Genomic DNA, 25,033 nt, shown 5'->3' with positions numbered 1-25,033 from the left:
CAAGCCTCCTGCGCCGTCCGCGCGACTGCGTAGGGTGCCGCGTACGCGTAACCGCACACGGACGGTTGCGGGGGAAACCATTCGAGAGGGGACAGCGCGTGGTGGACGTATCCAAGGGCGGCGCGCCGGGGGGCCCTGGGGTCAATCTGACCAAGGGACAGGCCATCAGCCTGGAGAAGAAGGGCGGCGGCTCGCTGACCGCGGTGCGTATGGGGCTCGGCTGGCAGGCCGCGCCGCGCCGCGGCCTGTTCGGCTCCCGTACGCGCGAGATCGACCTGGACGCCTCGGCGGTGCTCTTCGCCGACAAGCAGCCGGTCGACGTCGTCTTCTTCCGTCACCTGGTCAGCGACGACGGCTCGGTCCGGCACACCGGGGACAACCTGGTCGGTGGCGCGGGACAGGGCGGTGACGACGAGGCGATCCTCGTCGATCTGGCGCGGGTGCCGGTCCATATCGACCAGATCGTCTTCACGGTGAACTCCTTCACCGGCCAGACGTTCCAGGAGGTGCAGAACGCCTTCTGCCGCATTGTCGACGAGACCAACGGCCAGGAACTGGCGCGCTACACGCTCGACGGCGGCGGGCAGTACACCGCCCAGATCATGGCGAAGGTCCACCGGGCCGGCGCCGGCTGGCAGATGACGGCCCTCGGCAACCCGGCCAACGGCCGTACGTTCCAGGACCTGATGCCGTCGATCCTGCCGCACCTGTAACCACGGCGGAGGACAGCGGACGTACCCGCGGCTCCCGGAGGCCGGGCCACGCCCGGGCCGCCGGGGGCCGCGCCGCCGCCCCGGCATCACCGGGAGCGCGCCCGGGGTCTCGCGCCCGGGGACCGGCGCCCGGGTCCCGTGTCCGGGCCCGCGCGCCCGGACCCCGTACCCGAGGAGCGCGCCCGAACGCCGCACCCGTACCACCCACATCTCAAGAACGACGCGTGATTGACGAGGGGACAGAGGCGATGACGGCCGAGCTGGTCCGGGGGCAGAACCACCCCCTGCCCCACACCCGACTGGAGATCCGGGTGACGGCCGGCGCCCCGGTGCTGGCCTGCGCCACGCTGGCCGACGCCCAGGGCGCCGTACGCGGCCCCGAGTGGATCGTCCACCCCGGCTCGCCCCGCCTCCCCGGCATCGAGGTGTCCCGCCAGGCCGCCGCCTCGCTGCGCTACCACGTCGATCTGGGCGCCCTGCCCGAGCAGACTCATCTCGTGCATGTGCTGCTCGCGCTCCCCGAGGGGGGCGGCGGCCCCGACCGGTTCGGCGCCACGGCCGCGCCCTTCGCCGCCGTCACCGCCACCGACGGCACCGAGATCGCCAGCTTCACCCTCACCGGCCTGGACACCGAGTCCGCCGTGGTGGCGCTGGAGCTGTACCGCAGGCAGGGCGCCTGGAAGGTACGGGCCGTCGGCCAGGGATACGCCGGGGGCCTCGCGGAACTCCTCGCCGACCAGGGCCTGCCCCAGGCCGCGAGCTTCGCCGCGGCCGTCCAGGAGGCCGTGGCCCGGCATCTCGCCGGCGCCGTACAGGCCCCCCTGACCGGGGCGACCGGCGCGCAGGACGCCGCGGTCAGGGGAGACGCCGCCAGGGCCGACGGCCGGCAGCCGTCCGCCGCCCCGCAGCCGCTCCCCGCCGACCCGGCCGCCGCACCCGCCACGGCAACCGGTACGACGCCGGGTACGGCAGCGGGTGCGGGAGGCGCCGCCGGCGCGGTCAACTACACGCACCCCGGCCGCGTGACCGCCGCGCCGCCCACCCCGCCGCCCGCCGCACCCCCCACGCCGCCCGGACAGCCGCCCCGCCCGGTCGCCGGTGACGCCACGGGCTGGTCCATGGACGAGCGGCTCTACAACCAGGTCTGGGGGATGTTCGAGGACCTGGCCCGCACCGTCGCCGCCTACCGCAGCGCCATGGACTTCGCCGAGTCCCGGATGGACCAGGAGCTGGACCGTGTCCTCTCCGACCCCCGCAACCGCGTCGGCGGCGCGGGCGACGCCGCCCGCGCCGAGGCCCGCGCCCGGCACGACCGGCTCGCCGCCCAGGCCCGCGAGGTTCTCGACCGCGACCTCACTCAGCTCGTCGCGGAGTCCGAGGTGGTCGAGCCCGCGCTGCCGCCCGCGTACGCCCGCTGGGACAGCCCCGTCTGGCACGCCTACCGCGTCCCGATGGAGATCCCGATGGCGCTGCGCCTCGGTGACGTCCATCTGCCCGAGCGACCGGATCTGCGGATCCCGATGCTCGTACGGCTCCCGCTGGAGCGCGGACTGTGGATCGACAGCGGCCGGGCCGGCTCCGACGCTGCCCTGATGACGGACGAGGCGCGGCTCCGCCGGGCGGCCGTCGACACGGCGGTCGCCCTCGCCGCCCGGCTCCTCGCGGTCCATCCGCCCGGCGAGTTCACCGTCCAGGTGATCGACCCGGCCGGTTCCGCCGCCGGCCCGCTCGCCCCGCTGGTCGCGTCCGGCGCGCTCGACCGCCCGCCCGCCGCCGGTGCCGGGGGAGTGGCCGCCGTCCTCGCCCGCCTCACCCAGCGGGTGGACCTCGTCCAGATGGCGGTGCGCGGCGGCGCCGCCGAGTCGCTGCCGCCGGACCTGGACACCGCCGAGCAGCTACTGATCGTCAACGACTTCCCGCACGGCTTCGACGACCGCGCGCTCACCCAGCTCCGCTACCTCGCCGACGAGGGCCCGGCGGTCGGCGTACATCTGCTGATGGTCGCGGACCGCGAGGACGCGAGCGCGTACGGACCGGTGCTCGACCCGCTCTGGCGCTCACTGCTCCGGATCACCCCCGTACCCGACGACCATCTGGCCGACCCCTGGGTGGGCCACGCCTGGACGTACGAGCCCCCGGTGGTCCCGCCGGGCGGTGAGGTGCTGCGCCGGGTGCTGGACCGGGTCGCGGAGGCCCGGCGGACGGGAGAACGCTGAGCGGCACTTAGCCCGGGAAAGGGCTCCGAGCAGCACACTTGAAGATCACTTGGATCGCTCTTTACCTTTCTTTGGGTTTTCCTGTACTGTTCCTGGCAGCGGAGGGGAGTACTCCCACATCGCGACGTGCCCGTCAATACGGACCGCCATCGGTCCCGGGGCGTCGGCCCGTGGAGCGGCAGTGCCGCCCGGGTGGAGGAGACCTCCGGCAGCGACGACGCTGATCAGTAGCCGTACGAAGCCGGAGGAACAGTGGACGTCTCCTTGAACCTGTGGGTGCTGACCATTCTTGGTCTCAGCGCCCTCATCGCCGTCGACTTCTTCATCGGGCGCAAGCCCCATGACGTGTCGACGAAGGAAGCCGGCATATGGACGATCGTCTGGATCGCCCTCGCCGTGTTGTTCGGTCTCGGCCTGCTGTGGTTCGGCTCGGCCCAGGCGTCCGGCGAGTTCTTCGCCGGGTTCATCACCGAGAAGTCGCTCAGTGTCGACAATCTCTTCGTCTTCATCCTGATCATGGCGAAGTTCTCGGTGCCCTCACACCTCCAGCAGCGTGTGCTGCTCGTCGGTGTGCTGATAGCGCTGGTGCTCCGCGCGATCTTCATCGCGGCCGGCGCCGCGATCATCTCCAGCTTCTCGTGGGTCTTCTTCATCTTCGGCGCGTTCCTGATCTACACCGCCTGGAAGCTCATCCAGGAGGCGCGCTCCGGTGACGAGGAGGAGGAGTTCGAGGAGAACCGTCTCCTCAAGTCGGTCGAGCAGCGCTTCGGTGTCGCCGACCGCTACCACGGCACGAAGCTCTTCATCCGTGAGAACGGCAAGCGGATCCTGACCCCGCTCATGGTGGTCATGCTCGCCATCGGCACCACCGACGTGCTGTTCGCCCTGGACTCCATCCCGGCGATCTTCGGCCTGACCCAGGACCCGTACATCGTCTTCACGGCCAACGCCTTCGCCCTGATGGGTCTGCGGCAGCTCTACTTCCTCATCGGCGGACTGCTGAAGAAGCTGGTGCACCTCAGCTACGGCCTGTCGGTCATCCTGGGCTTCATCGGTGTGAAGCTCGTGCTCCACGCGCTGCACGAGACCGGGGTGCACGTCCCTGTGATCTCCATCCCGGTCTCGCTGGGCGTCATCTGCGGTGTCCTGGTCATCACCACGATCACCAGCCTCATCGCCTCCAAGAAGCAGGCGGAGCGCGAGGCGGCCGAGGCGGGCGACGGCAAGGCGAAGGACAGCATAGAAGCCTGACCCGCGCTCCGGCGCGACAGCGGGGCGGGTGGCCGGCACACGGTCCACCCGCCCCGCTTCTCACGTCCTACGGGTGTGGTCCGCCCCGTGCCGGGCGCTACCAGCCCCGTGCCCGCCACTCCGCGAGATGCGGGCGCTCCGCGCCGAGGGTGGAGTCGGCGCCGTGACCGGGGTAGATCCATGTCTCGTCGGCCAGCTTCCCGAAGATCTTCGTTTCGAGGCCGTCCATCAGCGAGGTGAAGTCCGCCGGGTCCGTGGTCCGGCCGGGGCCGCCGGGGAAGAGACAGTCGCCGGTGAAGACATGCGCGTGGCCGTGCGGGTCGTCGTACACGAGGGCGATCGAACCCGGGGTGTGCCCCACGAGGTGGACGGCGGTGAGCGCGATCTCCCCGACCCGGACCGTGTCCCCGTCGTCGACGAGCACATCGGTCGGTACGGGGATGCCCTCCGCGTCGTACCGGCCCGCGTATGTCCGCGCCCCGGTGGCCGCCACGACCTCGGCGAGGGCCTGCCAGTGGTCGCCGTGCCGATGAGTGGTGACGACGGAGGCGATGCCCTCGTCCCCGATCAGCGTCAGCAGGACCGCGGCGTCATTGGCCGCGTCGATCAGAAGCTGCTCGCCGGTGGCCCGGCAGCGCAGCAGATAGGCGTTGTTCTCCATCGGCCCGACGGCGACCTTGGAGATCATCAGGGCGGGCAGCTCATGCACGTCCGCAGGTCCACCGACCGTCACGGTTCCGCTGTATGTCATACGGATCACATTAGGGCCCGGGAGGGTCCGGATCACCACCGCAGGGCGACAGGGTCTAGAGGGCTGGCAGTACGGGGAGGGCGTCGGCCGGGGTGGTCAGGGCCGTGCCGTCGCGGCGGCCCGCGAGCCAGCCCATCAGCTCCGGAGCCGGGCCGGTCACGGGGAGCGGGGTGCCCGCCTCGCACCCGGTCCGCCAGTGGCGTCCGTCCGGCGCGCTCAGGGTCAGCGGCGGGACCTCGGCATGGCCGGCGAAGCGCTCCGCCAGGAAGTCGATCTCCCGCCCGGTGAACTCCTCGGACAGGTCTTCGAGCGTACGGCCGAGCCCCAGGTCGACATGGTGCAGCTCGATCTCGGCCAGCCGCCGGAACGGCACCCGGGCCGCCACGTCGGTGACCCCGTTGCGCAAGGTGAGCACACGGGTCCAGTCGGCGGGGACCCCCGCGGCACGCAGGAAGCGGTCGCCCGAGTCCCGTACGTCGGCGAGCTGGACGGCGAGCGGCCTCGGGGCGTCCCGCTCGATGTCCGCGTCCCGGGTCGCGGCGTCCCGGTACATCGGCCGGCCTTCGAGGACATTGACCAGTGCGTCCGCGTTCCTGGCGATATGCGCCAGGACATGACCGCGGCTCCACCCCGGGAGCCGTGACGGCGCGGCGACCGAGGCGTTGTCCAGGGCGGCGGCCGCGCCGAGAAGCCGCTCGGTCGCTTCGCGTACTGCTTCCAGGTCGCGCGCGTGGTCGATCATGGCGCCGACGATAGCGCCGCCACTCGTTCGGGTGAAGAGGGCACAACCCCGCCGTAAATCGAATGCGCGTGCTATAGGCTCGGTAGAGGCATCCTGGCCAAGAGGAATCCCCGCGTGGCACGACCGCGCCCGGTGTTCCGTATCTCGCAGAATTCACCGTTTTGGCGGTCCCCCGTACCCTGGGTCGGGGGCTCAGCCTCTGCTTCTCTCCAGAAAGGTGCGGACCGGCGTGGCCGACCGTCTCATCGTCCGTGGCGCGCGCGAGCACAATCTCAAGAACGTCTCGCTCGACCTGCCCCGTGACTCACTCATCGTCTTCACCGGGCTCTCGGGATCGGGTAAGTCCTCCCTCGCGTTCGACACGATCTTCGCCGAAGGGCAGCGCCGGTACGTGGAGTCGCTCTCCTCGTACGCCCGGCAGTTCCTCGGCCAGATGGACAAGCCGGACGTCGACTTCATCGAAGGGCTCTCCCCGGCCGTCTCCATCGACCAGAAGTCGACCTCGCGCAACCCGCGCTCCACGGTCGGCACGATCACCGAGGTCTACGACTACCTCCGGCTGCTCTTCGCCCGGATCGGCAAGCCGCACTGCCCCGAGTGCTCCCGGCCGATCTCCCGCCAGTCTCCGCAGGCCATCGTGGACCGGGTGCTCGAACTGCCCGAGGGCAGCCGCTTCCAGGTCCTCTCCCCGCTCGTGCGCGAACGCAAGGGCGAGTTCGTGGACCTCTTCGCGGACCTCCAGACCAAGGGGTACAGCCGGGCGAGGGTCGACGGGCAGACGATCCAGCTCACCGAGCCGCCCACGCTGAAGAAGCAGGAGAAGCACACCATCGAGGTGGTCGTCGACCGTCTCACGGTGAAGGACAGCGCCAAGCGCCGGCTGACCGACTCGGTCGAGACCGCGCTCGGGCTCTCCGGCGGCATGGTCGTGCTCGACTTCGTGGACCTCCCCGAGGACGATCCCGAGCGCGAGCGGATGTACTCGGAGCACCTGTACTGCCCGTACGACGATCTGTCCTTCGAGGAGCTGGAGCCCCGCTCCTTCTCCTTCAACTCGCCCTTCGGCGCCTGCCCCGACTGCACCGGCATCGGTACGCGCATGGAGGTCGACCCGGAGCTGATCGTCCCCGACGAGGACAAGTCCCTCGACGAGGGCGCGATCCACCCCTGGTCCCACGGCCACACCAAGGAGTACTTCGGCCGGATGATCGGCGGCCTCGCCAAGGCCCTCGGCTTCCGTACGGACATCCCCTGGGCCGGGCTGCCGCAGCGCGCCAAGAAGGCTCTGCTCCACGGCCACAAGACCCAGGTCGAGGTCCGCTACCGCAACCGGTACGGCCGGGAGCGCGCCTACACCACCCCCGCCTTCGAAGGGGCCGTCTCCTTCGTCAAGCGGCGCCACACCGAGGCCGAGAGCGACACCAGCAGGGAGCGCTTCGAGGGCTACATGCGCGAGGTGCCCTGCCCGACCTGTGAGGGCACCCGGCTCAAGCCGATCGTCCTGGCCGTCACGGTGATGGACAAGTCCATCGCCGAGGTCTCCGCCCTGTCGATCAGCGACTGCGCCGACTTCCTCGCCCGGCTCACGCTCAACGCGCGCGACAAGCAGATCGCCGAACGGGTCCTCAAGGAGGTCAACGAGCGGCTGAGGTTCCTGGTCGACGTCGGCCTCGACTACCTCTCGCTGAACCGCGCCGCGGGGACCCTCTCCGGCGGTGAGGCCCAGCGCATCCGGCTCGCCACCCAGATCGGCTCCGGTCTGGTCGGCGTGCTGTACGTACTGGACGAGCCGTCCATCGGGCTGCACCAGCGGGACAACCACCGGCTGATCGAAACCCTGGTCCGGCTGCGTGACATGGGCAACACCCTGATCGTCGTGGAGCACGACGAGGACACGATCAAGGTGGCCGACTGGGTGGTCGACATCGGCCCCGGCGCGGGTGAGCACGGCGGCAAGGTCGTCCACTCGGGGCCCTTGAAGGGGATGCTGGCCAACAAGGAGTCGGTCACCGGCCAATATCTCTCCGGCAAGCGGTCCATCCCGACCCCGGACGTGCGCCGGCCCGTCGACCCGGTACGGCGGCTCACGGTGCACGGCGCCCGGGAGAACAATCTCCGGGACATCGACGTGTCGTTCCCGCTCGGGATGTTCACAGCGGTCACGGGCGTCTCGGGGTCCGGCAAGTCGACGCTGGTCAACGACATCCTGTACACGCATCTCGCCCGTGAGCTGAACGGCGCGAAGTCGGTCCCCGGGCGCCACACCCGGGTCGACGGGGACGATCTGGTCGACAAGGTGGTCCATGTCGACCAGTCGCCCATCGGCCGTACGCCCCGCTCCAACCCGGCGACGTACACCGGTGTCTTCGACCATGTCCGCAAGCTCTTCGCGGAGACCATGGAGGCGAAGGTACGCGGCTACCTCCCGGGTCGCTTCTCCTTCAACGTCAAGGGCGGCCGCTGCGAGAACTGCTCGGGCGACGGCACGATCAAGATCGAGATGAACTTCCTGCCGGACGTCTACGTCCCCTGTGAGGTCTGCCACGGCGACCGCTACAACCGGGAGACGCTGGAGGTCCACTACAAGGGCAAGTCCATCGCCGAGGTGCTGAACATGCCGATCGAGGAGGCGCTGGACTTCTTCGAGGCCGTGCCGACGATCTCGCGCCACCTCAAGACCCTCAACGAGGTCGGCCTCGGCTATGTCCGGCTCGGCCAGTCCGCGCCGACCCTCTCCGGTGGTGAGGCGCAGCGGGTGAAGCTGTCGAGCGAACTGCAGAAGCGTTCCACGGGCCGTACGGTCTACGTGCTGGACGAGCCCACGACGGGTCTGCACTTCGAGGACATCAGCAAGCTGATCACCGTGCTCTCGGGTCTGGTCGAGAAGGGCAACACGGTGATCGTCATCGAGCACAACCTGGACGTCATCAAGACGGCGGACTGGGTGGTCGACATGGGCCCCGAGGGCGGCAACGGCGGCGGGCTGGTCATCGCGGAGGGCACCCCGGAGCAGGTGGCGGGCGTCCCGGCCAGCCACACCGGCAAGTTCCTGCGGGAGATCCTGGACGCCGAGCGGATCAGCGACGCGGCGGCCCCCGCGAAGAAGGCGCCGGCGAGGAAGACGGCCGCCAAGAAGGCGGTGGCGGCGGCCAAGGCGGGAGCGGGCAGGACGACGGTGTCCGCCAAGAAGGCGCCGGCCAAGAAGTCCGCCACCGGGGCCCGCCGCTCCTGAGGCCCGGGCACCGGCTTCCGGTGTACGCCCGTCCCGTCCGTCCCGTGTCCGGCACAATCCGCGGGATGGACGAGACGGTACGCACGGACGACGGAGTACGGCTCTGGGCCACGCGGGCGGCGCACGCGCCGGGCGGGCCCGTGATCCTCTGCCACGGTGGCCCGGGCCTCTGGGACACCCTGGAGGCCCCGGCCGCACTGCTGGCGGACGCGCGGGCCGACCGGGACTCCCCGGACGCACGGGCCGGCCGGGGTGGCCAGGACGACGACCGGAGCGGCCGGGGGCCGGGCGGCGGTCCGGTCGTCCGGTGGGACCAGCGCGGCTGCGGGCGTTCCCAGCGCACCGGGCCGTACAGCGCCGCCCGCTCCGTGGCCGACCTCGACACCGTACGGCGCCACTTCGGCCTGGAGCGCACGGCGCTGCTCGGCCACTCCTGGGGCGCGCATCTCGCCCTCGGCTACGCGCTGGCCCATCCCGACCGGGTCAGCGCGCTGGTCTACGTCTCCGGTACGGGCATCGACGAGGACGCCACCTGGCACCCGTACTACAAGGACGCCTTCCGCCGGAAGCTGGGCGCGCACCGGCGGCGCTGGGAGGAACTGGACGCCCGGGGCGCGGACCGTACCCCGGAGGAGGACCGTGAACTGGCCGTCCTCCAGTGGTCGGTGGACTTCGAGGCCGCGCCGGACCGCGCGCGGGAGTACGCCGAGGAGATGGCGACCCCGTGGCTGGGCGTCAACTACCCGTGCAACACCGCCCTGGTCGCGGAGATGACGCAGAGCCTCGCCACCGGCGCACCGCGTGAACGGTGCGCGGCGCTGGAGGTCCCCGTACTGATCGTGGACGGGGAGCTGGACATCAGGCCCCGCTGGGCGGTGGACTCGCTGGAGCAGGCGCTGCCCCGGGTGACCAGGACCACCCTGGCCGGCGCCGGACACCTGCCGTGGACCGAGGATCCGGAGGGATTCCGTGCGGCGCTCGCCGCCTTCCTCGGCTGAGCCCCGGCGTCCGCCGGGCCCCGGCAGGTGTCCGCCACCGGCCGGCGGCTTCACCAGGCGACGGGCAGCGCGTGGACGCCGTACACGAGCATGTCCTCCTTGAAGCGGAGTGCGCTGTCGGGGACGGTGGTGCGCAGCCCGGGGAAGCGCCGCAGCAGCGCCGGACAGGCGAGTTGCAGCTCGGCACGGGCCAGGTTCTGGCCCAGGCACTGGTGGGTGCCGTGGCCGAACGCCATGTGGCGCCGCGCCCCCGGGCGGTCGATGTCGAGCCGGTCCGGGTCGGGGAAGACGGTCTCGTCCCGGTTGCCTGCGTCGTTGGCCAGGACGACGCCCTCGCCCGCGCGGATGAGCGTGCCCGCGATCTCCACGTCCTCGGTGGCCACGCGGCGGCGCCCGCTGTGGGTGATGGTGAGGTAGCGCAGCAACTCCTCCACGGCGTTGGCCACCCGGGCGGGGTCGTCGCTGTCCCGTACCACGGCGAGCTGTTCGGGGTGGTGGAGCAGGGCGAGGGTGCCGAGGGCGGTCATGTTCGCGGTGGTCTCGTGCCCGGCGCCCAGCAGCAGGACCGCGTTCTCGACGAGCTGCGCCCGGTCCAGTTCACCGGTGCGTACCCGCTCCACCACCAGAGAGCTGAGCAGATCATCGGCCGGATCGCGGTCCTTGACGGTGATCAGGTCGTCGAGATACCCGGCGAGTTCCCCGGCGGCGGCCCTGGCCTGTTCCGGTGTGCTGTCGAGGGTGACCAGGGTGCGCGCGGCGCGCTGGAAGAGGCCGTGATCCCCGCGAGGGACGCCGAGGAGTTCGCCGATGACGAGCGAGGGCATCGGCAGGGCGAACGCGCTCACCAGGTCGGCCGGCGGACCCGCCGCCTCCATGGCGTCCAGCAGATCATCGATGACCTCCTGGATACGTGGCTTCATGGTCGCGACGCGTTTGACCGTGAAGTGCGCGGTGAACATCCGCCGCGTGCGGTGGTGCTCGGGATCGTCCTGGACGACGAAGGGCAGATGGTCGGGGTCGCGCCGGGCGAAGACACCCGCGCTCTGTACGGGATGGCCCGGACGGGTGACGTCCGAGCTGAACCGCGGGTCGGCGAGTACGGCGCGCTGGTCCTCGTACCGGGTGAGGAGCCAGGCCACGGCGCCGTTCCACAGCCGGATCGGGGAGACGGGCGCCTCCTTGCGCAGCTCCGCGTACTGCGGCGGCGGGTCGAAGGGGCAGCCGGCCGCGCGGCGGTAGGGGAAGGCGGGAACGGCGGGAGCGGCGGTCTCGGTCATGCCGCGTCTCCCGGAGCGGCGGCGCGACACCTGTTCTGATCGGTCTGGATGCGCATGGAACCCTCCTCACGGGACGGGGCCCGTCAACATTGAAGGTTAGTTACCCGAAGTACTTTCTAGTCCGGATGCGTGTATGGGGCAAGTGCTTCTTCGGCCATCCGGAACCGGCATGATGGGGCGGATGGACGGTTCCCCTGCCCGCGAGCGCGACGCCACCGCCCGCATCGCCGAACTGCAGGTTCTGCTGAGCGCCCTTGCGTACGACATCACCCGGCCCCGCTCCCACGAACTGCTCGTGAGCATGGCCGGAGCCCCGGTCGACCGGGCGGGCGTCGCACTGCTGCGCGTGCTGGCGGAGGAGCGGGAGCCGCTGCGCATCGGCCGGATCGCGGAGCGGCTGGGCGTCCGCGCCCCGCATGTCACGCGGCAGGTCAGGGAGTTGGAGCGGCAGGGACTCGTCGTACGCGTGGAGGAGGCGGCGGATCGCCGGGCGCGGCGCATCGCGCCCACCGGCAAGGGTTTCGACACCCTCGCGCGGCTCGACCGGGCGGCCCAGGCGCTGCTCGCGGAGAACCTGGCGGGCGTGGCGCCCGAGCGGATCGGTCACGCGATCGAGGTGCTGCGCCGGATCTCCGGCGCCCGTCGCCAGGGGTGAGCGCCGCCGGGGAGCGGCGGAGGCTGTGCGGCGGCGAGGCTGTACGGCGGCGGAAGGCTGTACGGCGGCGGGAGTCCCCACGGCGACAGGAGTCCCCGAGGCGGAGTCCCCGGCCCGACCGGGCCCGGCGGGGACCCGTACGACGGCCGCTGAACGGCCGCCGGAACAGCCCCGGTATCGTCATGTATGTCGTCGGCACCCCGTTCACCTCGTCCGGAGGCCACCGGCGGCCCGTTCGGACCCCCAGACCAGTGGAGACACCATGGCCGGCTCGCCCGCCCCTCGCCGTACCGTGCTGAAGGGGGCCGCGCTCGCCGGTGTCGCCGGACTGGGGGTGGCGGCCTGCTCCACCGAGTCGAAGCTCGGCCACGCCGAGACCCCCACGCCCACCACCCCGGTCGAGCTGGGCGCGGCGTCCGACGTGCCGGTCGGCGGCGCCAAGCTCTACAAGAAGCAGCGCGTCGTGGTGAGCTGCCCGGCGAAGGGCCAGTACAAGGCGTTCAGCGCGCAGTGCACCCACGCGGGCTGTCTGCTGGGGTCGCTGGAGGGCACGGTGGGTGACTGCCCGTGTCACGGCAGCAAGTTCGACGTCACGACGGGCCAGGTGCTGCACGGCCCGGCCACCGTCCCGCTGCCCGAGGTGCCCGTCACGGAGCAGGGCGGGAAGCTCGTCGCGGGGCCCAAGGCCTAGGGTCTTTCGTTTGGATCTGGCTGGATCAGGGAGCGGGCTCCGGTGCCGTGGATCGCAAGGCGGAGGAGGGAACCGACGCTCCCGCGTCGCTTCCCTCCTGCGCCTTGCGGCTGCGCTCGGCATCCGAAGGACCGTTCAATGCGCCGAGACGGAGCGAGCGTGGCGAGTGCGGTGCACCTGACACCTCCCCGCCCGCCCCAAGGGGCGGACGACGCCACTTCGGAATGACTCGTCCAGGAACCTGGCCGCGGCGTCATCGGGGGCCGCTTCCAGGAGGTCGCACCCAGGTCCGCTGTCGGTCCCCGACAGTAGGGTGGAGTGCATGGCCGACCCCTCCAGCTACCGCCCCAAGCCGGGACAGATCCCCGACTCGCCGGGGGTCTACAAATTCCGCGACGAACACCGCCGGGTGATCTACGTCGGGAAGGCGAAGAGCCTCCGGCAGCGGCTCGCCAGCTACTTCCAGGACCTGGCGGGTCTCCATCCGCGTACCCGCACGATGGTGACCACCGCCGCCTCCGTCGAGTGGACCGTCGTCTCCACCGAGGTCGAGGCGCTGCAGCTCGAATACTCCTGGATCAAGGAGTTCGACCCCCGCTTCAACGTCAAGTACCGCGACGACAAGAGCTATCCGTCGCTCGCGGTCACGCTCAACGAGGAGTTCCCGCGCGTCCAGGTGATGCGCGGCGCCAAGAAGAAGGGCGTGCGCTACTTCGGTCCGTACGGACACGCCTGGGCCATCCGCGAGACCGTCGACCTGATGCTCCGTGTCTTTCCCGTACGGACCTGCTCCGCCGGCGTGTTCAAGAACGCGGCCCGCACCGGCCGCCCCTGCCTCCTCGGCTACATCGGCAAGTGCTCGGCGCCCTGCGTCGGCCGGGTCACTCCCGAGGAGCACCGCGAACTGGCCGAGGAGTTCTGCGACTTCATGGCCGGCCGCACCGGCACCTACATCCGCCGCCTGGAACAGCGGATGACGGAGGCGGCCGAGGAGATGGAGTACGAGAGGGCGGCCCGGCTGCGGGACGACATAGGCGCGCTGCGCCGCGCGATGGAGAAGAACGCCGTCGTGCTCGCCGACGCCACCGACGCCGATCTGATCGCGGTCGCCGAGGACGAGCTGGAGGCCGCCGTCCAGATCTTCCACGTACGGGGCGGCCGGGTCCGCGGCCAGCGCGGCTGGGTCACCGACAAGGTCGAGGCCGTCGACACCGCGGGCCTCGTCGAGCACGCCCTCCAGCAGCTCTACGGGGAGGAGCGCGGCGACGCCGTCCCCAAGGAGGTGCTGGTCCCCGCGCTGCCCGCGGACCCCGCCGACACCACGGCCCTCACCGAGTGGCTGAGCGAGCGCCGCGGCGCCCAGGTCTCCCTGCGGATCCCGCAGCGCGGCGACAAGAAGGACCTGATGGCGACGGTGGGGCGCAACGCCCAGCAGTCCCTCGTCCTGCACAAGACCAAGCGGGCCAGCGATCTCACCACCCGCTCCCGCGCCCTGGAGGAGATCTCCGAGGCGCTCGGCCTGGACAGCGCGCCGCTGCGCATCGAGTGCTACGACATCTCGCACTTCCAAGGGGATGACGTCGTGGCCTCCATGGTGGTCTTCGAGGACGGCCTCGCCCGCAAGAGCGAGTACCGCCGCTTCCAGATCAAGGGCCGGGTCGGCGACACCCAGGTCTGGCACGGCGAGGGCCAGGACGACGTCCGGTCGATGCACGAGGTGATCAGCCGCCGCTTCCGCCGCTACCTCCTGGAGAAGGAGAAGACCGGCGAGTGGGCGGAGCAGGCCGAACAGCAGTCGGGGGAAGAGCCCGGACAGCGGGATGGGCAAGAGCCCGGACAGCGGGACGGGGAAGAGCCAAGGCAGCGGACCGAGGCGCAGCCGGAACAGCGGACCGGGGGAGAACCGGAGCCGCAGGCCGGAGCGCCGGAGCCGGGGTTCCCCGCAGAGCCGGAACCTCTCACGGAGGAGGACAGCAGGCCCAAGCGCTTCGCCTATCCGCCCCAGCTCCTGGTGGTCGACGGCGGACAGCCGCAGGTCGCCGCGGCCAAGCGGGCCCTGGACGAGCTGGGCATCGACGACGTCGCCGTCTGTGGCCTCGCCAAGCGCCTCGAAGAGGTCTGGCTGCCCGACGAGAGCGACCCCGTGGTGCTGCCCCGCTCCAGCGAGGGCCTCTACCTCCTCCAGCGGGTACGGGACGAGGCGCACCGCTTCGCCATCACGTACCAGCGGGCGAAGCGGGCCAAACGGGTCAGGACAAGCCCGCTGGACGATGTCGCGGGCCTCGGCGAGTCCCGTAAACAGGCACTCATCAAGCATTTCGGCTCGGTGAAGCGGCTCCGGCAGGCGACAATCGACCAGATCTGCGAGGTGCCGGGAGTGGGCCGTAAGACGGCCGAGTCCGTCGCCGTGGCCCTGGCCGCGGCGGCTCCGGCGGCACCCGCCGTGAACACGGCGACAGGAGAGATCATGGAAGACGACGGGGGCACCACGCATGACTGAGCACGACCGGGACGGAGCAGGGCACGTGAGTACGGGCACCACGAAGGAGAACGGCGAGGCCGTCGAGGCGGCCATCCCCGAGCTGGTGATCATCTCCGGCATGTCGGGCGCGGGCCGCAGCACGGCGGCGAAGTGCCTGGAGGACCTCGGCTGGTTCGTCGTGGACAACCTGCCGCCCGCGCTGATCCCCACCATGGTGGAGCTCGGCGCCCGCTCGCAGGGCAATGTGGCACGGATCGCCGTCGTCGTGGACGTCCGCGGCCGGCGCTTCTTCGACAACCTCCGCGAGTCGCTGGCGGACCTGGACGCCAAGGAGGTCACCCGGCGGATCGTCTTCCTGGAGTCCTCCGACGAGGCGCTGGTGCGCCGCTTCGAGTCCGTACGCCGCCCGCACCCCCTCCAGGGCGACGGCCGGATCGTCGACGGCATCGAGGCCGAGCGCGACCTGCTCAGGGAGCTGCGCGGCGACGCCGACCTCGTGATCGACACCTCCAGCCTCAACGTCCACGAGCTGCGCGCCAAGATGGACGCCCAGTTCGCCGGCGACGAGAAGCCGGAGCTGCGGGCCACCGTCATGTCCTTCGGCTACAAGTACGGCCTGCCGGTCGACGCCGACCTGGTGGTGGACTGCCGCTTCCTCCCCAACCCGCACTGGGTCCCCGAGCTGCGCCCCTTCACCGGGCTCAACGACGAGGTCTCCGCGTACGTCTTCAACCAGCCGGGCGCCAAGGAGTTCCTCGACCGCTACACCGAGCTGCTGCAGCTCATCGCCGCCGGATACCGGCGCGAGGGCAAGCGCTACGTGACCGTCGCCGTGGGGTGTACGGGCGGCAAGCACCGCTCCGTCGCCATGTCCGAGAAGCTCGCCGCCCGCCTCGTCTCCGAGGGCATGGAGACCGTCGTCGTCCACCGGGACATGGGGCGCGAGTGACCGGACGCACCTTCCGGCTGCGCCGGCTGCGCCGGGGCATCCCCGCGCTGTCGGGGCGCGGACCGGCCGCCCAGCCCAAGGTGGTCGCGCTCGGCGGCGGTATGGGGCTCTCCGCCTCCCTCGCCGCGCTGCGCCGGATCACCGGCGACCTCACGGCGGTCGTCACGGTGGCCGACGACGGCGGCTCCAGCGGCCGGCTCCGCGAGGAGCTGGGGGTGCTGCCCCCCGGTGACCTGCGCAAAGCCCTCGCCGCGCTCTGCGGCGACGACGACTGGGGCCAGACCTGGGCCAGGGTGATCCAGCACCGCTTCCAGTCCCAGGGCGACCTGCACGAGCACGCGGTCGGCAATCTGCTGATCGTCGCGCTCTGGGAACAGCTCGGCGACCATGTCCAGGCCCTGGACCTGGTCGGCAAGCTCCTCGGCGCGCACGGCCGGGTGCTGCCCATGTCCGCCGTACCGCTGGAGCTCCAGGCCCTGGTACGGGGGCACGACCCGGCGCGCCCGGACGAGATCGAGACGGTGCGCGGCCAGGCGACCGTCGCGCTCACCCGGGGTGAGGTGCAGTCCGTCCACCTCGTGCCGAACGACCCGCCGGCGGTCCCCGAGGCGGTCGCCGCCGTCCTGGACGCCGACTGGGTGGTGCTCGGTCCTGGTTCCTGGTTCTCCTCGGTGATCCCGCACCTCCTGGTGCCCGAACTGCTCGACGCGCTCGTCGAGACGAAGGCCCGCCGGGTCCTCTCGCTGAACCTCGTACCGCAACCCGGCGAAACCGATGGCTTCTCACCGCAGCGTCATTTGGAGGTTTTGGGGCGACACGCCCCTAAACTCGCCTTGGACGTGGTGCTGGCCGACGAGGCCGCCGTGCCCGACAGCGAATCTCTCTCCGATGCCGCCAAACGGTTCGGTGCCGCCGTCGAGCTGGCGCCGGTGGCAGCCACCGGCAGTTCCCCCAAGCACGACCCGGAGCTGCTGGCAGCCGCGTACGACCGTATTTTTCGGATGCATGGAAGGATCGGCCCATGGCGATGACGCCAGCGGTGAAGGACGAGATCGCCCGCCTCCCCGTCACCCGGACGTGCTGCAGGAAGGCGGAGGTCTCGGCGATCCTTCGGTTCGCGGGCGGGCTGCACCTGGTGAGCGGGCGCATCGTGATCGAGGCGGAGCTGGACACCAGCATCGCCGCGCGCCGGCTCCGCAAGGACATCCTGGAGATCTTCGGACACAACTCCGAGCTCGTGGTGATGGCTCCCGGCGGGCTGCGCCGCGGCAGCCGTTACGTCGTACGGGTGATTACGGGCGGTGACCAGCTCGCTCGTCAGACCGGCCTGGTCGACGGCCGGGGACGCCCGATCAGAGGGCTGCCGCCCCAGGTGGTCTCGGGGGCCACCTGTGACGCGGAGGCCGCCTGGCGCGGCGCGTTCCTGGCGCACGGCTCCCTCACGGAGCCCGGCCGCTCCTCCTCGCTGGAGGTGACCTGCCCGGGCCCGGAGGCGGCCCTCGCACTGGTCGGCGCGGCCCGCAGGCTCCAGATCGCCGCCAAGGCGCGCGAGGTGCGCGGGGTGGACCGGGTGGTCGTACGGGACGGCGACGCGATCGGCGCGCTGCTCACCCGGCTCGGCGCGCACGAGTCGGTGCTCGCCTGGGAGGAGCGGCGGATGCGCCGCGAGGTCCGGGCCACGGCCAACCGGCTCGCCAACTTCGACGACGCGAACCTGCGCCGCTCCGCCCGCGCGGCGGTGGCCGCCGGGGCCCGGGTGCAGCGCGCGCTGGAGATCCTGGGCGAGGAGGTGCCCGAACATCTGGCCGCCGCGGGCCGGCTCCGTATGGAGCACAAGCAGGCGTCCCTGGAGGAGCTGGGGGCGCTCGCCGACCCGCCGCTGACGAAGGACGCGGTCGCGGGGCGGATCAGACGGCTGCTGGCGATGGCCGACAAGCGGGCGCAGGACCTGGGGGTCCCGGGTACGGAGTCCAATCTGAGCGAGGAACTGGCCGACGGCCTCGTCGGGTAGCCGGGCGGGGCCCGTGCTCCCGCGCGCCACCGCTGCCGGTACCGAAAGGTGCCGGCAGCAGGTATTTTACGGCCCCTTGAGGCACCCTTGACATGATCATGCGGCCTCGCAAGCCTGACGTCTGTCCAGGGACATGACAGCTACGGCAAGAGGGGCACATGAGACGAAGAGCGGGATCGATCCTGGTGGCGGGCGCGCTGCTGCTGGGCGGGACGTCGGCGGCCACCGCCGCCCAGGCGGAGCCGGCGCCCGGCGCGCCGGGCGGGAAAGGGACCGCCGCCGACGCGGTGAAGGTCTTCGACGCCGAGGTCACCGAGGAGCAGGTACCCCTGCTCCTCTCGGCCGGCCAGGACGCCCATGAACTGAGCGAACGGGCCCCCGAGAAGGGCACGGCGAAGGTCGAGGTCTTCCTCACCGACGCCCAGGCGCACGACCTGGAGCGGCAGGGCGTCCCCGTCACGGAGCGCACGGTGTCCGCCGGGACCGCCGGGCGGCTGCGGGCCGCCGGGGACGGGGTGTTCCGCCCGTACAGCGGCACGGGCAACCTCCAGGAGGAGATCGTCGCCACCGGGCAGGCCAACCCCCGGATAGCCAAGGTCGTCTCCCTCGGCAAGACCCTGCGCGGCCAGGACATCCTCGCCCTCAAGCTCAGCAAGGGCGCGCGGACCACCAAGGACGGCGCCAAGCCGTCCGTGCTGTACATGTCCAACCAGCACGCCCGGGAGTGGATCACTCCCGAGATGACCCGCCGGCTGATGCACCACTACATCGACAACTACGGCAAGGACCGGCGGATCACGAAGATCGTCGACTCCACCGAGCTGTGGTTCGTCCTCTCCGCCAACCCGGACGGCTACGACTTCACCCACAGCTCCGAGACCAACCGGCTCTGGCGCAAGAACCTCCGTGACGTCAACGGCGACGGGCAGATCACCCCCGGCGACGGCGTCGACCTCAACCGGAACTTCCCCTACAAGTGGGGCTATGACGACGAGGGTTCGTCACCCCGCCCGGCCAGTGAGACCTACCGCGGCGCGGGACCCGGCTCGGAGCCGGAGACCACCGCGCTCGACCGCTTCCAGAAGCGCATCGGCTTCGACTACGGCATCAACTACCACTCCGCCGCCGAACTGCTGCTCTACGGCGTCGGCTGGCAGGTCGCCACCCCCACCCCCGACGACGTGCTCTACAAGGCGCTCGCGGGCACCCCGGAGAACCCGGCGGTCCCCGGCTACTACCCGCAGGTCTCCTCCGAGCTGTACACCACCAACGGCGAGGCCGACGGGCACGCCGCGAACGTCAACGGCACGATGATGTTCACCCCGGAGATGACGACCTGCCAGACCGCGTCCGGGCTCGACCCGAACGACGCCTGGGAGGCGAAGGACTGCCGCTCCGGCTTCAACTTCCCCGACGACGAGAAGCTGATCCAGGGCGAGTTCGCCAAGAACATCCCCTTCGCGCTCTCCGTCGCCGAGACCGCCGCCCACCCCGACCTGCCGTCCTCCTCGGTCGGCCTCACCGCCCCCGACTTCACGCCCGACCCCTTCACCACCTCGTACGCGCGCGGCACGGGCCAGGAGGTCTCCGTCACCGTCCGCAAGGCGCTGCGGAACAAAGAGCTGAAGTACCGCGTCAACGGCGGCCGCACCCAGACCGGCAAGCTCCACGCCTGGAAGGGCGGCGAGACCTACGGCGGGGAGGACAACCTTCACTTCGACGAGTACCGGGGCACGACCGGAACCGCTCGTACGGGTGACACGGTCGAGATCTGGTTCACCGCGCGCACGGCGGCCGGGAAGCCCACCTCCAGCGAGCACTTCCGCTACACCGTCGCCGAACGCCCCCGCGCCGACACCCTCGTGATCGCCGAGGAGGGCGCCCCCGCCCAGCGGACGGCCGCCTACACCGACGCCCTGCGCGCGAGCGGCCGTACCGCCGCCGTCTGGGACGTCGCCACCCAGGGCGCTCCGCATCCGCTCGGCGTCCTCGGCCACTTCTCCGCCGCCGTCCACTACACCGGCGCCGCGGCGCCCGGCGGCGCCACCCAGCTCGCCCTGCGCGCCTTCCTCAACGAGGGCGGCAAGCTGATCGAGGCCGGCCGGCTCGCCGGCGGCAACGCCCAGATCGGCCGCGCCGCCACCAACGACTTCAGCCAGTACTACCTGGGCGCGTACGGCAGGACCGCCACCCCCGGAGCCACCGGCTTCACCGGCGCGGGAGCGCTCACCGGCGCGAACGGCGCGCTGACCGCCCTGCCCGGCAGCCCGCTGAACCCGGTGGGCGCGTACACCATCACCTCCGACACGCTGGACCCGGCGACGTATCCGCAGTTCAGCAGCGCCCAGTCCGGCTCGTACGCGGGCGTCAGCAACCCGTACGCCCCCTACGCGGGCCAGTGGATGGCCGCCACCGCCCACCAGGACAACGCCTGGCGCCGCCTCACCCGCACCGTCGACCTCACCGGTGTCAGCGCGGCCGACCGGCCCGAGCTGCGCCTCGCGCTCAACTGGAACACGGAGAAGGGGTACGACCACGCCCTCCTGGAGGCCCGCACCAGCGGCGGCGAGGACTGGACCACGCTGCCCGAGGCCGGTGGCGCGAGCAGCACCGCCGTACCCGCCGAGTGCGAGGCGGGCTTCCTCCTCCAGGCCCACCCCTTCCTCGGCCGCTACCTGACCCTCGGTGCCGACGGCTGCGCCGCCACCGGCACCAGCGGCGCCTGGAACAGCCTCACCGGCGCCTCCGACGGCTGGCAGCAGGTCTCCTTCGACCTGAGCGCCTACGCGGGCACGAAGGCCGAGCTGTCGCTGAGCTACGTCACCGACCCCGGCAGCGGCGGGCGCGGCGTCTTCGCGGACGACGCGCGCCTGGCCGTGGGCGGGGCCGAGCGCGAGACCGAGGGCTTCGAGACCTCGCTCGGCGCCTGGACCGTGCCGGGCCCGCCGGCCGGATCCCCGGCCGTCGCGGGGGACTGGGCGCGCTCCCGGACGCTCTTCGCCTCGTACGCCTCCGTCACCACGCGTGACACCGTGCTCCTCGGATTCGGCCTGGAGCACCTGGCCGACGAGGGGGAGCGCACCGCGCTCCTCGACAGGGCGCTGCGCTCGCTCCGGCGCTGATCGCGCGGCCCGTGCCCGTACCGGCGTTGCGGCCGCCGGTACGGGCACGGGCCGCCGGCGGACGCCGCCGGTTTCCCTGGGCACTCGATGTCACCAGCCAGGCCGTGGAGAGGTAGGGTCATAAGCGGTCGGGGACATCCCATACAACTCGCCGGCGTCGAAAACCGGCGTACCAACGAGGAGATCGGTTCGTGACGATCCGCGTAGGCATCAACGGCTTTGGCCGCATCGGTCGTAACTACTTCCGCGCGCTGCTGGAGCAGGGTGCAGACATCGAGATCGTGGCTGTCAACGACCTGGGTGACACCGCGACCACCGCGCATCTGCTGAAGTACGACACCATCCTGGGCCGCCTCAAGGCCGAGGTGACCCACACCGCCGACACGATCACCGTCGACGGTCACACCATCAAGGTGCTCTCCGAGCGCAACCCGGCCGACATCCCCTGGGGTGAGCTGGGCGTCGACATCGTCATCGAGTCGACCGGCATCTTCACCAAGAAGGCCGACGCCGAGAAGCACATCGCGGGCGGCGCCAAGAAGGTCCTCATCTCGGCTCCGGCCTCCGACGAGGACATCACGATCGTGCTGGGTGTCAACGAGGACAAGTACGACGCGGCCAACCACCACATCATCTCCAACGCCTCCTGTACCACCAACTGTGTGGCGCCGATGGCCAAGGTCCTGCTGGAGAACTTCGGCGTCGTCTCGGGTCTGATGACCACGGTCCACGCCTACACCAGCGACCAGCGTCTCCAGGACTTCCCGCACAAGGACCTGCGCCGGGCCCGTGCCGCCGCCGAGAACATCATTCCGGCGAGCACCGGCGCGGCCAAGGCGCTCGGGCTGGTCATCCCGGAGCTGGCCGGCAAGCTCAACGGCATGGCGATGCGGGTCCCCGTCCCGACGGGGTCCGTCACCGACCTGGTCGTCGAGACGGAGCGTGTGGTGACCAAGGAAGAGGTCAACGCCGCCTTCCTGAAGGCCTCCCAGGGTGAGCTGAAGGGCTACCTGGACTACACCGAGGACCCGATCGTCTCCTCGGACATCGTCAACTGGCCGGCCTCCTGCACGTTCGACTCCTCCCTGACCATGGTCCAGGGCAAGAGCGTGAAGATCATCGGCTGGTACGACAACGAGTGGGGCTACTCCAACCGTCTGGTCGACCTGACCGTCTTCGTCGGCGGCCGGCTCTGATCCCAGGGCCCGTGAGTTCGGCGCCGGCAGGCGCAGGCACCTCGATATGAGTGACAGGGCTCGGTCGGCGCACAGATGGCGCTGTTCGAGCCCTGTTGGTCTGTCTGTCCAGAGATCCCAAGGAGCCCAGCAGCAGTGAAGACGATCGACGAACTCCTCGCAGCAGGGGTCGCCGGCCGGCGCGTATTCGTCCGTGCCGACCTGAACGTGCCGCTCGACGGCACCACCATCACCGACGACGGCCGTATCCGCGCCGTACAGCCGACGGTCGCCCGGCTCGCCGAGGCCGGCGCCCGGGTGATCGTCGCCTCGCACCTGGGCCGCCCCAAGGGCGCCCCGGACCCCGCCTTCTCGCTCGCCCCCGCCGCCGCGCGCCTCGGTGAGCTCCTGGGCACCGAGGTGGCCTTCGCGACCGACACGGTCGGCGCGTCCGCCCGGGCGACCGTGGACGCGCTCGCCGACGGTCAGGTCGCCGTCGTCGAGAACCTCCGCTTCAACCCGGGCGAGACCGCGAAGGACGACGCCGAGCGCGGCGCCTTCGCCGACCAACTCGCCGCGCTGGCCGACCTGTACGTGGGCGACGGCTTCGGGGCCGTGCACCGCAAGCACGCCTCCGTCTACGACCTCCCGGCCCGGCTGCCGCACGCCGCGGGCGGGCTCATCGCCACCGAGGTCGGCGTCCTGAAGCGGCTCACCGACGACGTGAAGCGGCCGTACGCCGTCGTCCTCGGCGGCGCCAAGGTCTCCGACAAGCTCGGCGTCATCGACCACCTGCTGGAGAAGGCCGACCGTATCCTCATCGGCGGCGGCATGGCCTACACCTTCCTGAAGGCGCAGGGCCACGAGATCGGCAACTCGCTGCTCCAGGAGGACCAGATCCCGGCCGTCCAGGGCTACCTCAAGCGGGCCGAGGAGCGCGGCGTGGAGTTCGTGCTCCCCGTCGACGTCCTGGTCGCCGCGGAGTTCCCGGACCTCAAGGCCAAGGCGCCCGCGCACCCCGCCACCGTGGCCGCGGACGCCATCCCGGCCGGACAGATGGGCCTGGACATCGGCCCCGAGACCGGCCGGCTGTACGCCTCGAAGCTCGCCGACGCGGCGACCGTCTTCTGGAACGGTCCCATGGGCGTCTTCGAGCACCCCGACTACGCCGAGGGCACCAAGGCCGTCGCCCAGGCGCTCGTCGACTCCCCGGGCTTCTCGGTCGTCGGCGGCGGCGACTCCGCCGCCGCCGTCCGGATCCTGGGCTTCGACGAGAAGGCATTCGGCCACATCTCGACCGGTGGCGGCGCCAGCCTCGAATACCTCGAAGGCAAGACGCTTCCCGGCCTCGCCGCACTGGAGGACTGAACACCTCATGACCGCTTCGACAGAGAAGACCGGCCGTACCCCGCTGATGGCGGGCAACTGGAAGATGAACCTCAACCACCTTGAGGCCATCGCCCATGTCCAGAAGCTCGCCTTCGCGCTGAGCGACAAGGACCACGACGCCGTCGAGGTCGCCGTACTGGCGCCCTTCACCGATCTGCGCTCCGTGCAGACGCTGGTCGACGGCGACAAGCTCAAGATCAAGTACGGCGCCCAGGACATCTCGGCGCACGACTCCGGTGCGTACACCGGCGAGATCTCGGGCCCCATGCTGGCCAAGCTGAAGTGCTCCTACGTGGCCGTCGGCCACTCCGAGCGCCGCCAGTACCACGCCGAGACCGACGAGGTCTGCAACGCGAAGGTGAAGGCCGCGTACAAGCACGGCCTGACCCCGATCCTCTGCGTCGGCGAGGGCCTGGACATCCGCAAGGCCGGTGACCAGGTCTCGTACACGCTCGCGCAGCTCGACGGCGGCCTCAAGGACGTCCCGGCCGAGCAGGCCGAGTCCGTGGTGATCGCGTACGAGCCGGTGTGGGCCATCGGCACCGGCGAGGTCGCCACCCCCGAGGACGCGCAGGAGGTCTGCGGGGCGATCCGCGCCCGGCTGGCCGAGCTGTACTCGCGGGAGCTGGCCGACGGGGTCCGGATCCAGTACGGCGGCTCGGTGAAGTCCGGGAATGTCGCCGCGATCATGGCGCAGCCCGATGTGGACGGCGCCCTGGTGGGCGGCGCGGCGCTGGACACCGACGAGTTCGTCAAGATCGTCAGGTTCCGCGACCAGTAAGTATGCGGGGGCGCGGATCCGTCGTACCCTGGCGGGGGTCGAGTGGGCATTTCCGGTGCGGTATTGCGGAAGATGTCACCCGGCCCCCGCCGTTCTTTATGCTTTATGCGTTCTGCCGATAATCAGTCCTGTTGATCCTGTCAGTTCGATCCGGTTGATCCGGTCGATCAGATCGATCCCGTCAGGTCGATCAGTCCGAGGAAGTTGGTCCAGCCGTGGTTATGGGGTTCTCGATCGCCCTCATCGTCTTCAGCCTGCTGCTGATGCTGCTGGTGCTGATGCACAAGGGAAAGGGCGGCGGACTCTCCGACATGTTCGGTGGCGGAATGCAGTCCTCCGTCGGCGGCTCCTCGGTCGCCGAGCGCAACCTCGACCGCATCACCGTGGTGGTCGGGCTGCTCTGGTTCGCGTGCATCGTCGTGCTGGGGCTCGTCCTCAAGCTGGACAGCTAGGGCCTCCCGTGTGGATCTTGCCGGGCTCGCGTGCCCGGGGGCCCGCGCCGGGTACGGCTGCGGTACGGCCCGGCGGGCGCGGCCTATCATGGGTCGCGCGACCGGCGGCAGGAGGGTAACTCCCTTCACTGGACGCGCGTTGGGCC

Annotated in this window: 19 protein-coding genes; 16 read left to right on the top strand and 3 right to left on the bottom strand. The window is 71.1% G+C overall.

Features of this window, described 5'->3' with window-relative positions; genetic code table 11:
- The first annotated feature begins 146 nt into the window (after positions 1-146).
- The 3 genes from ACIQ7D_RS26615 to ACIQ7D_RS26605 all read left to right on the top strand — a co-directional run bounded on the left by ACIQ7D_RS26615 (position 147) and on the right by ACIQ7D_RS26605 (position 4,180).
- Complete coding sequence (locus tag ACIQ7D_RS26615) at positions 147-713, top strand: TerD family protein (RefSeq protein ID WP_403941688.1); 567 nt, start codon at positions 147-149, stop codon at positions 711-713.
- 248 nt (positions 714-961) lie between these two features.
- Positions 962-2,929 carry a TerD family protein gene (locus tag ACIQ7D_RS26610; RefSeq protein WP_403941686.1) on the top strand — a complete coding sequence of 656 codons (1,968 nt, stop codon included), beginning with the start codon at positions 962-964 and terminating at the stop codon, positions 2,927-2,929.
- 252 nt (positions 2,930-3,181) lie between these two features.
- On the top strand, positions 3,182-4,180 hold the full coding sequence (locus tag ACIQ7D_RS26605) for a TerC family protein (RefSeq protein WP_403941548.1): 999 nt from the start codon (positions 3,182-3,184) through the stop codon (positions 4,178-4,180).
- Between the two features lie 97 nt (positions 4,181-4,277).
- On the opposite strand, the gene ACIQ7D_RS26600 is transcribed toward ACIQ7D_RS26605, so the two are convergent.
- Positions 4,278-4,931, bottom strand: a complete 654-nt coding sequence (locus ACIQ7D_RS26600) for an MBL fold metallo-hydrolase (protein ID WP_403941546.1) — start codon at positions 4,929-4,931, stop codon at positions 4,278-4,280.
- Positions 4,932-4,986: 55 nt separating this feature from the next.
- The gene (locus ACIQ7D_RS26595) at positions 4,987-5,673 is read right to left on the bottom strand and encodes a maleylpyruvate isomerase family mycothiol-dependent enzyme (RefSeq protein WP_403941544.1); all 687 of its coding nucleotides are present in this window, start codon (positions 5,671-5,673) and stop codon (positions 4,987-4,989) included.
- A 229-nt stretch (positions 5,674-5,902) separates the two neighbouring features.
- Here ACIQ7D_RS26595 and uvrA point away from each other — a divergent pair, with 229 nt between their 5' ends.
- Together uvrA and ACIQ7D_RS26585 are read left to right on the top strand one after the other, a co-directional pair.
- Positions 5,903-8,905, top strand: coding sequence for an excinuclease ABC subunit UvrA (gene uvrA / locus ACIQ7D_RS26590; RefSeq protein ID WP_403941543.1), 3,003 nt, complete (start codon positions 5,903-5,905; stop codon positions 8,903-8,905).
- Positions 8,906-8,970: 65 nt separating this feature from the next.
- Entirely contained in the window at positions 8,971-9,903 is a 933-nt protein-coding gene (locus ACIQ7D_RS26585; protein WP_403941541.1) for an alpha/beta hydrolase, read from the top strand.
- A 50-nt stretch (positions 9,904-9,953) separates the two neighbouring features.
- Here ACIQ7D_RS26585 and ACIQ7D_RS26580 read toward each other — a convergent pair whose 3' ends face one another.
- The gene (locus ACIQ7D_RS26580; protein ID WP_403941539.1) at positions 9,954-11,180 is read right to left on the bottom strand and encodes a cytochrome P450; all 1,227 of its coding nucleotides are present in this window, start codon (positions 11,178-11,180) and stop codon (positions 9,954-9,956) included.
- Between the two features lie 181 nt (positions 11,181-11,361).
- Between ACIQ7D_RS26580 and ACIQ7D_RS26575 the strand changes: the two genes are divergently transcribed.
- The 11 genes from ACIQ7D_RS26575 to secG all read left to right on the top strand — a co-directional run bounded on the left by ACIQ7D_RS26575 (position 11,362) and on the right by secG (position 24,887).
- Positions 11,362-11,835 (top strand): MarR family winged helix-turn-helix transcriptional regulator, encoded by a 474-nt coding sequence (locus ACIQ7D_RS26575; RefSeq protein ID WP_403941537.1) that lies wholly within the window; start codon positions 11,362-11,364, stop codon positions 11,833-11,835.
- Positions 11,836-12,097: 262 nt separating this feature from the next.
- On the top strand, positions 12,098-12,526 hold the full coding sequence (locus ACIQ7D_RS26570; RefSeq protein WP_403941535.1) for a Rieske (2Fe-2S) protein: 429 nt from the start codon (positions 12,098-12,100) through the stop codon (positions 12,524-12,526).
- A 322-nt stretch (positions 12,527-12,848) separates the two neighbouring features.
- Positions 12,849-15,026, top strand: a complete 2,178-nt coding sequence (gene uvrC, locus ACIQ7D_RS26565) for an excinuclease ABC subunit UvrC (RefSeq protein WP_403941533.1) — start codon at positions 12,849-12,851, stop codon at positions 15,024-15,026.
- Positions 15,019-15,957, top strand: a complete 939-nt coding sequence (rapZ, locus tag ACIQ7D_RS26560) for an RNase adapter RapZ (RefSeq protein WP_384927090.1) — start codon at positions 15,019-15,021, stop codon at positions 15,955-15,957. Before uvrC ends, rapZ begins: the two co-directional genes overlap by 8 nt.
- Positions 15,954-16,988, top strand: a complete 1,035-nt coding sequence (gene yvcK, locus ACIQ7D_RS26555) for a uridine diphosphate-N-acetylglucosamine-binding protein YvcK (RefSeq protein WP_403941530.1) — start codon at positions 15,954-15,956, stop codon at positions 16,986-16,988. Before rapZ ends, yvcK begins: the two co-directional genes overlap by 4 nt.
- Positions 16,979-17,968, top strand: a complete 990-nt coding sequence (whiA, locus tag ACIQ7D_RS26550) for a DNA-binding protein WhiA (protein ID WP_403941528.1) — start codon at positions 16,979-16,981, stop codon at positions 17,966-17,968. Before yvcK ends, whiA begins: the two co-directional genes overlap by 10 nt.
- A gap of 158 nt (positions 17,969-18,126) precedes the next feature.
- Complete coding sequence (locus ACIQ7D_RS26545) at positions 18,127-21,090, top strand: M14 family zinc carboxypeptidase (protein WP_403941526.1); 2,964 nt, start codon at positions 18,127-18,129, stop codon at positions 21,088-21,090.
- A gap of 191 nt (positions 21,091-21,281) precedes the next feature.
- Entirely contained in the window at positions 21,282-22,286 is a 1,005-nt protein-coding gene (gap, locus tag ACIQ7D_RS26540; RefSeq protein ID WP_403941525.1) for a type I glyceraldehyde-3-phosphate dehydrogenase, read from the top strand.
- Positions 22,287-22,421: 135 nt separating this feature from the next.
- The gene (locus ACIQ7D_RS26535; RefSeq protein WP_403941523.1) at positions 22,422-23,633 is read left to right on the top strand and encodes a phosphoglycerate kinase; all 1,212 of its coding nucleotides are present in this window, start codon (positions 22,422-22,424) and stop codon (positions 23,631-23,633) included.
- 7 nt (positions 23,634-23,640) lie between these two features.
- Positions 23,641-24,435 carry a triose-phosphate isomerase gene (gene tpiA, locus ACIQ7D_RS26530; RefSeq protein WP_403941522.1) on the top strand — a complete coding sequence of 265 codons (795 nt, stop codon included), beginning with the start codon at positions 23,641-23,643 and terminating at the stop codon, positions 24,433-24,435.
- A gap of 221 nt (positions 24,436-24,656) precedes the next feature.
- Entirely contained in the window at positions 24,657-24,887 is a 231-nt protein-coding gene (gene secG / locus ACIQ7D_RS26525) for a preprotein translocase subunit SecG (protein ID WP_030353663.1), read from the top strand.
- The last annotated feature ends 146 nt before the right edge of the window (positions 24,888-25,033 follow it).

It is taken from the genome of Streptomyces sp. NPDC096310, assembly GCF_044763125.1.
In the GTDB taxonomy this organism is placed as follows: domain Bacteria; phylum Actinomycetota; class Actinomycetes; order Streptomycetales; family Streptomycetaceae; genus Streptomyces.
The sequence above is the reverse complement of the archived record's forward strand: the minus strand, read 5'-3'. Positions and strand labels throughout refer to the sequence as shown.

Coding starts and splice junctions, on each gene's coding strand:
- ACIQ7D_RS26570 (WP_403941535.1), top strand. CDS start 12,098: ATGGCCGGCTCGCCCGCCCCTCGCCGTACCGTGCTGAAGGGGGCCGCG.
- whiA (WP_403941528.1), top strand. CDS start 16,979: ATGGCGATGACGCCAGCGGTGAAGGACGAGATCGCCCGCCTCCCCGTC.
- uvrC (WP_403941533.1), top strand. CDS start 12,849: ATGGCCGACCCCTCCAGCTACCGCCCCAAGCCGGGACAGATCCCCGAC.
- ACIQ7D_RS26610 (WP_403941686.1), top strand. CDS start 962: ATGACGGCCGAGCTGGTCCGGGGGCAGAACCACCCCCTGCCCCACACC.
- ACIQ7D_RS26545 (WP_403941526.1), top strand. CDS start 18,127: ATGAGACGAAGAGCGGGATCGATCCTGGTGGCGGGCGCGCTGCTGCTG.
- rapZ (WP_384927090.1), top strand. CDS start 15,019: ATGACTGAGCACGACCGGGACGGAGCAGGGCACGTGAGTACGGGCACC.
- ACIQ7D_RS26580 (WP_403941539.1), bottom strand. CDS start 11,180: ATGACCGAGACCGCCGCTCCCGCCGTTCCCGCCTTCCCCTACCGCCGC.
- ACIQ7D_RS26595 (WP_403941544.1), bottom strand. CDS start 5,673: ATGATCGACCACGCGCGCGACCTGGAAGCAGTACGCGAAGCGACCGAG.
- ACIQ7D_RS26600 (WP_403941546.1), bottom strand. CDS start 4,931: ATGACATACAGCGGAACCGTGACGGTCGGTGGACCTGCGGACGTGCAT.
- tpiA (WP_403941522.1), top strand. CDS start 23,641: ATGACCGCTTCGACAGAGAAGACCGGCCGTACCCCGCTGATGGCGGGC.
- secG (WP_030353663.1), top strand. CDS start 24,657: ATGGGGTTCTCGATCGCCCTCATCGTCTTCAGCCTGCTGCTGATGCTG.
- ACIQ7D_RS26585 (WP_403941541.1), top strand. CDS start 8,971: ATGGACGAGACGGTACGCACGGACGACGGAGTACGGCTCTGGGCCACG.
- ACIQ7D_RS26575 (WP_403941537.1), top strand. CDS start 11,362: ATGGACGGTTCCCCTGCCCGCGAGCGCGACGCCACCGCCCGCATCGCC.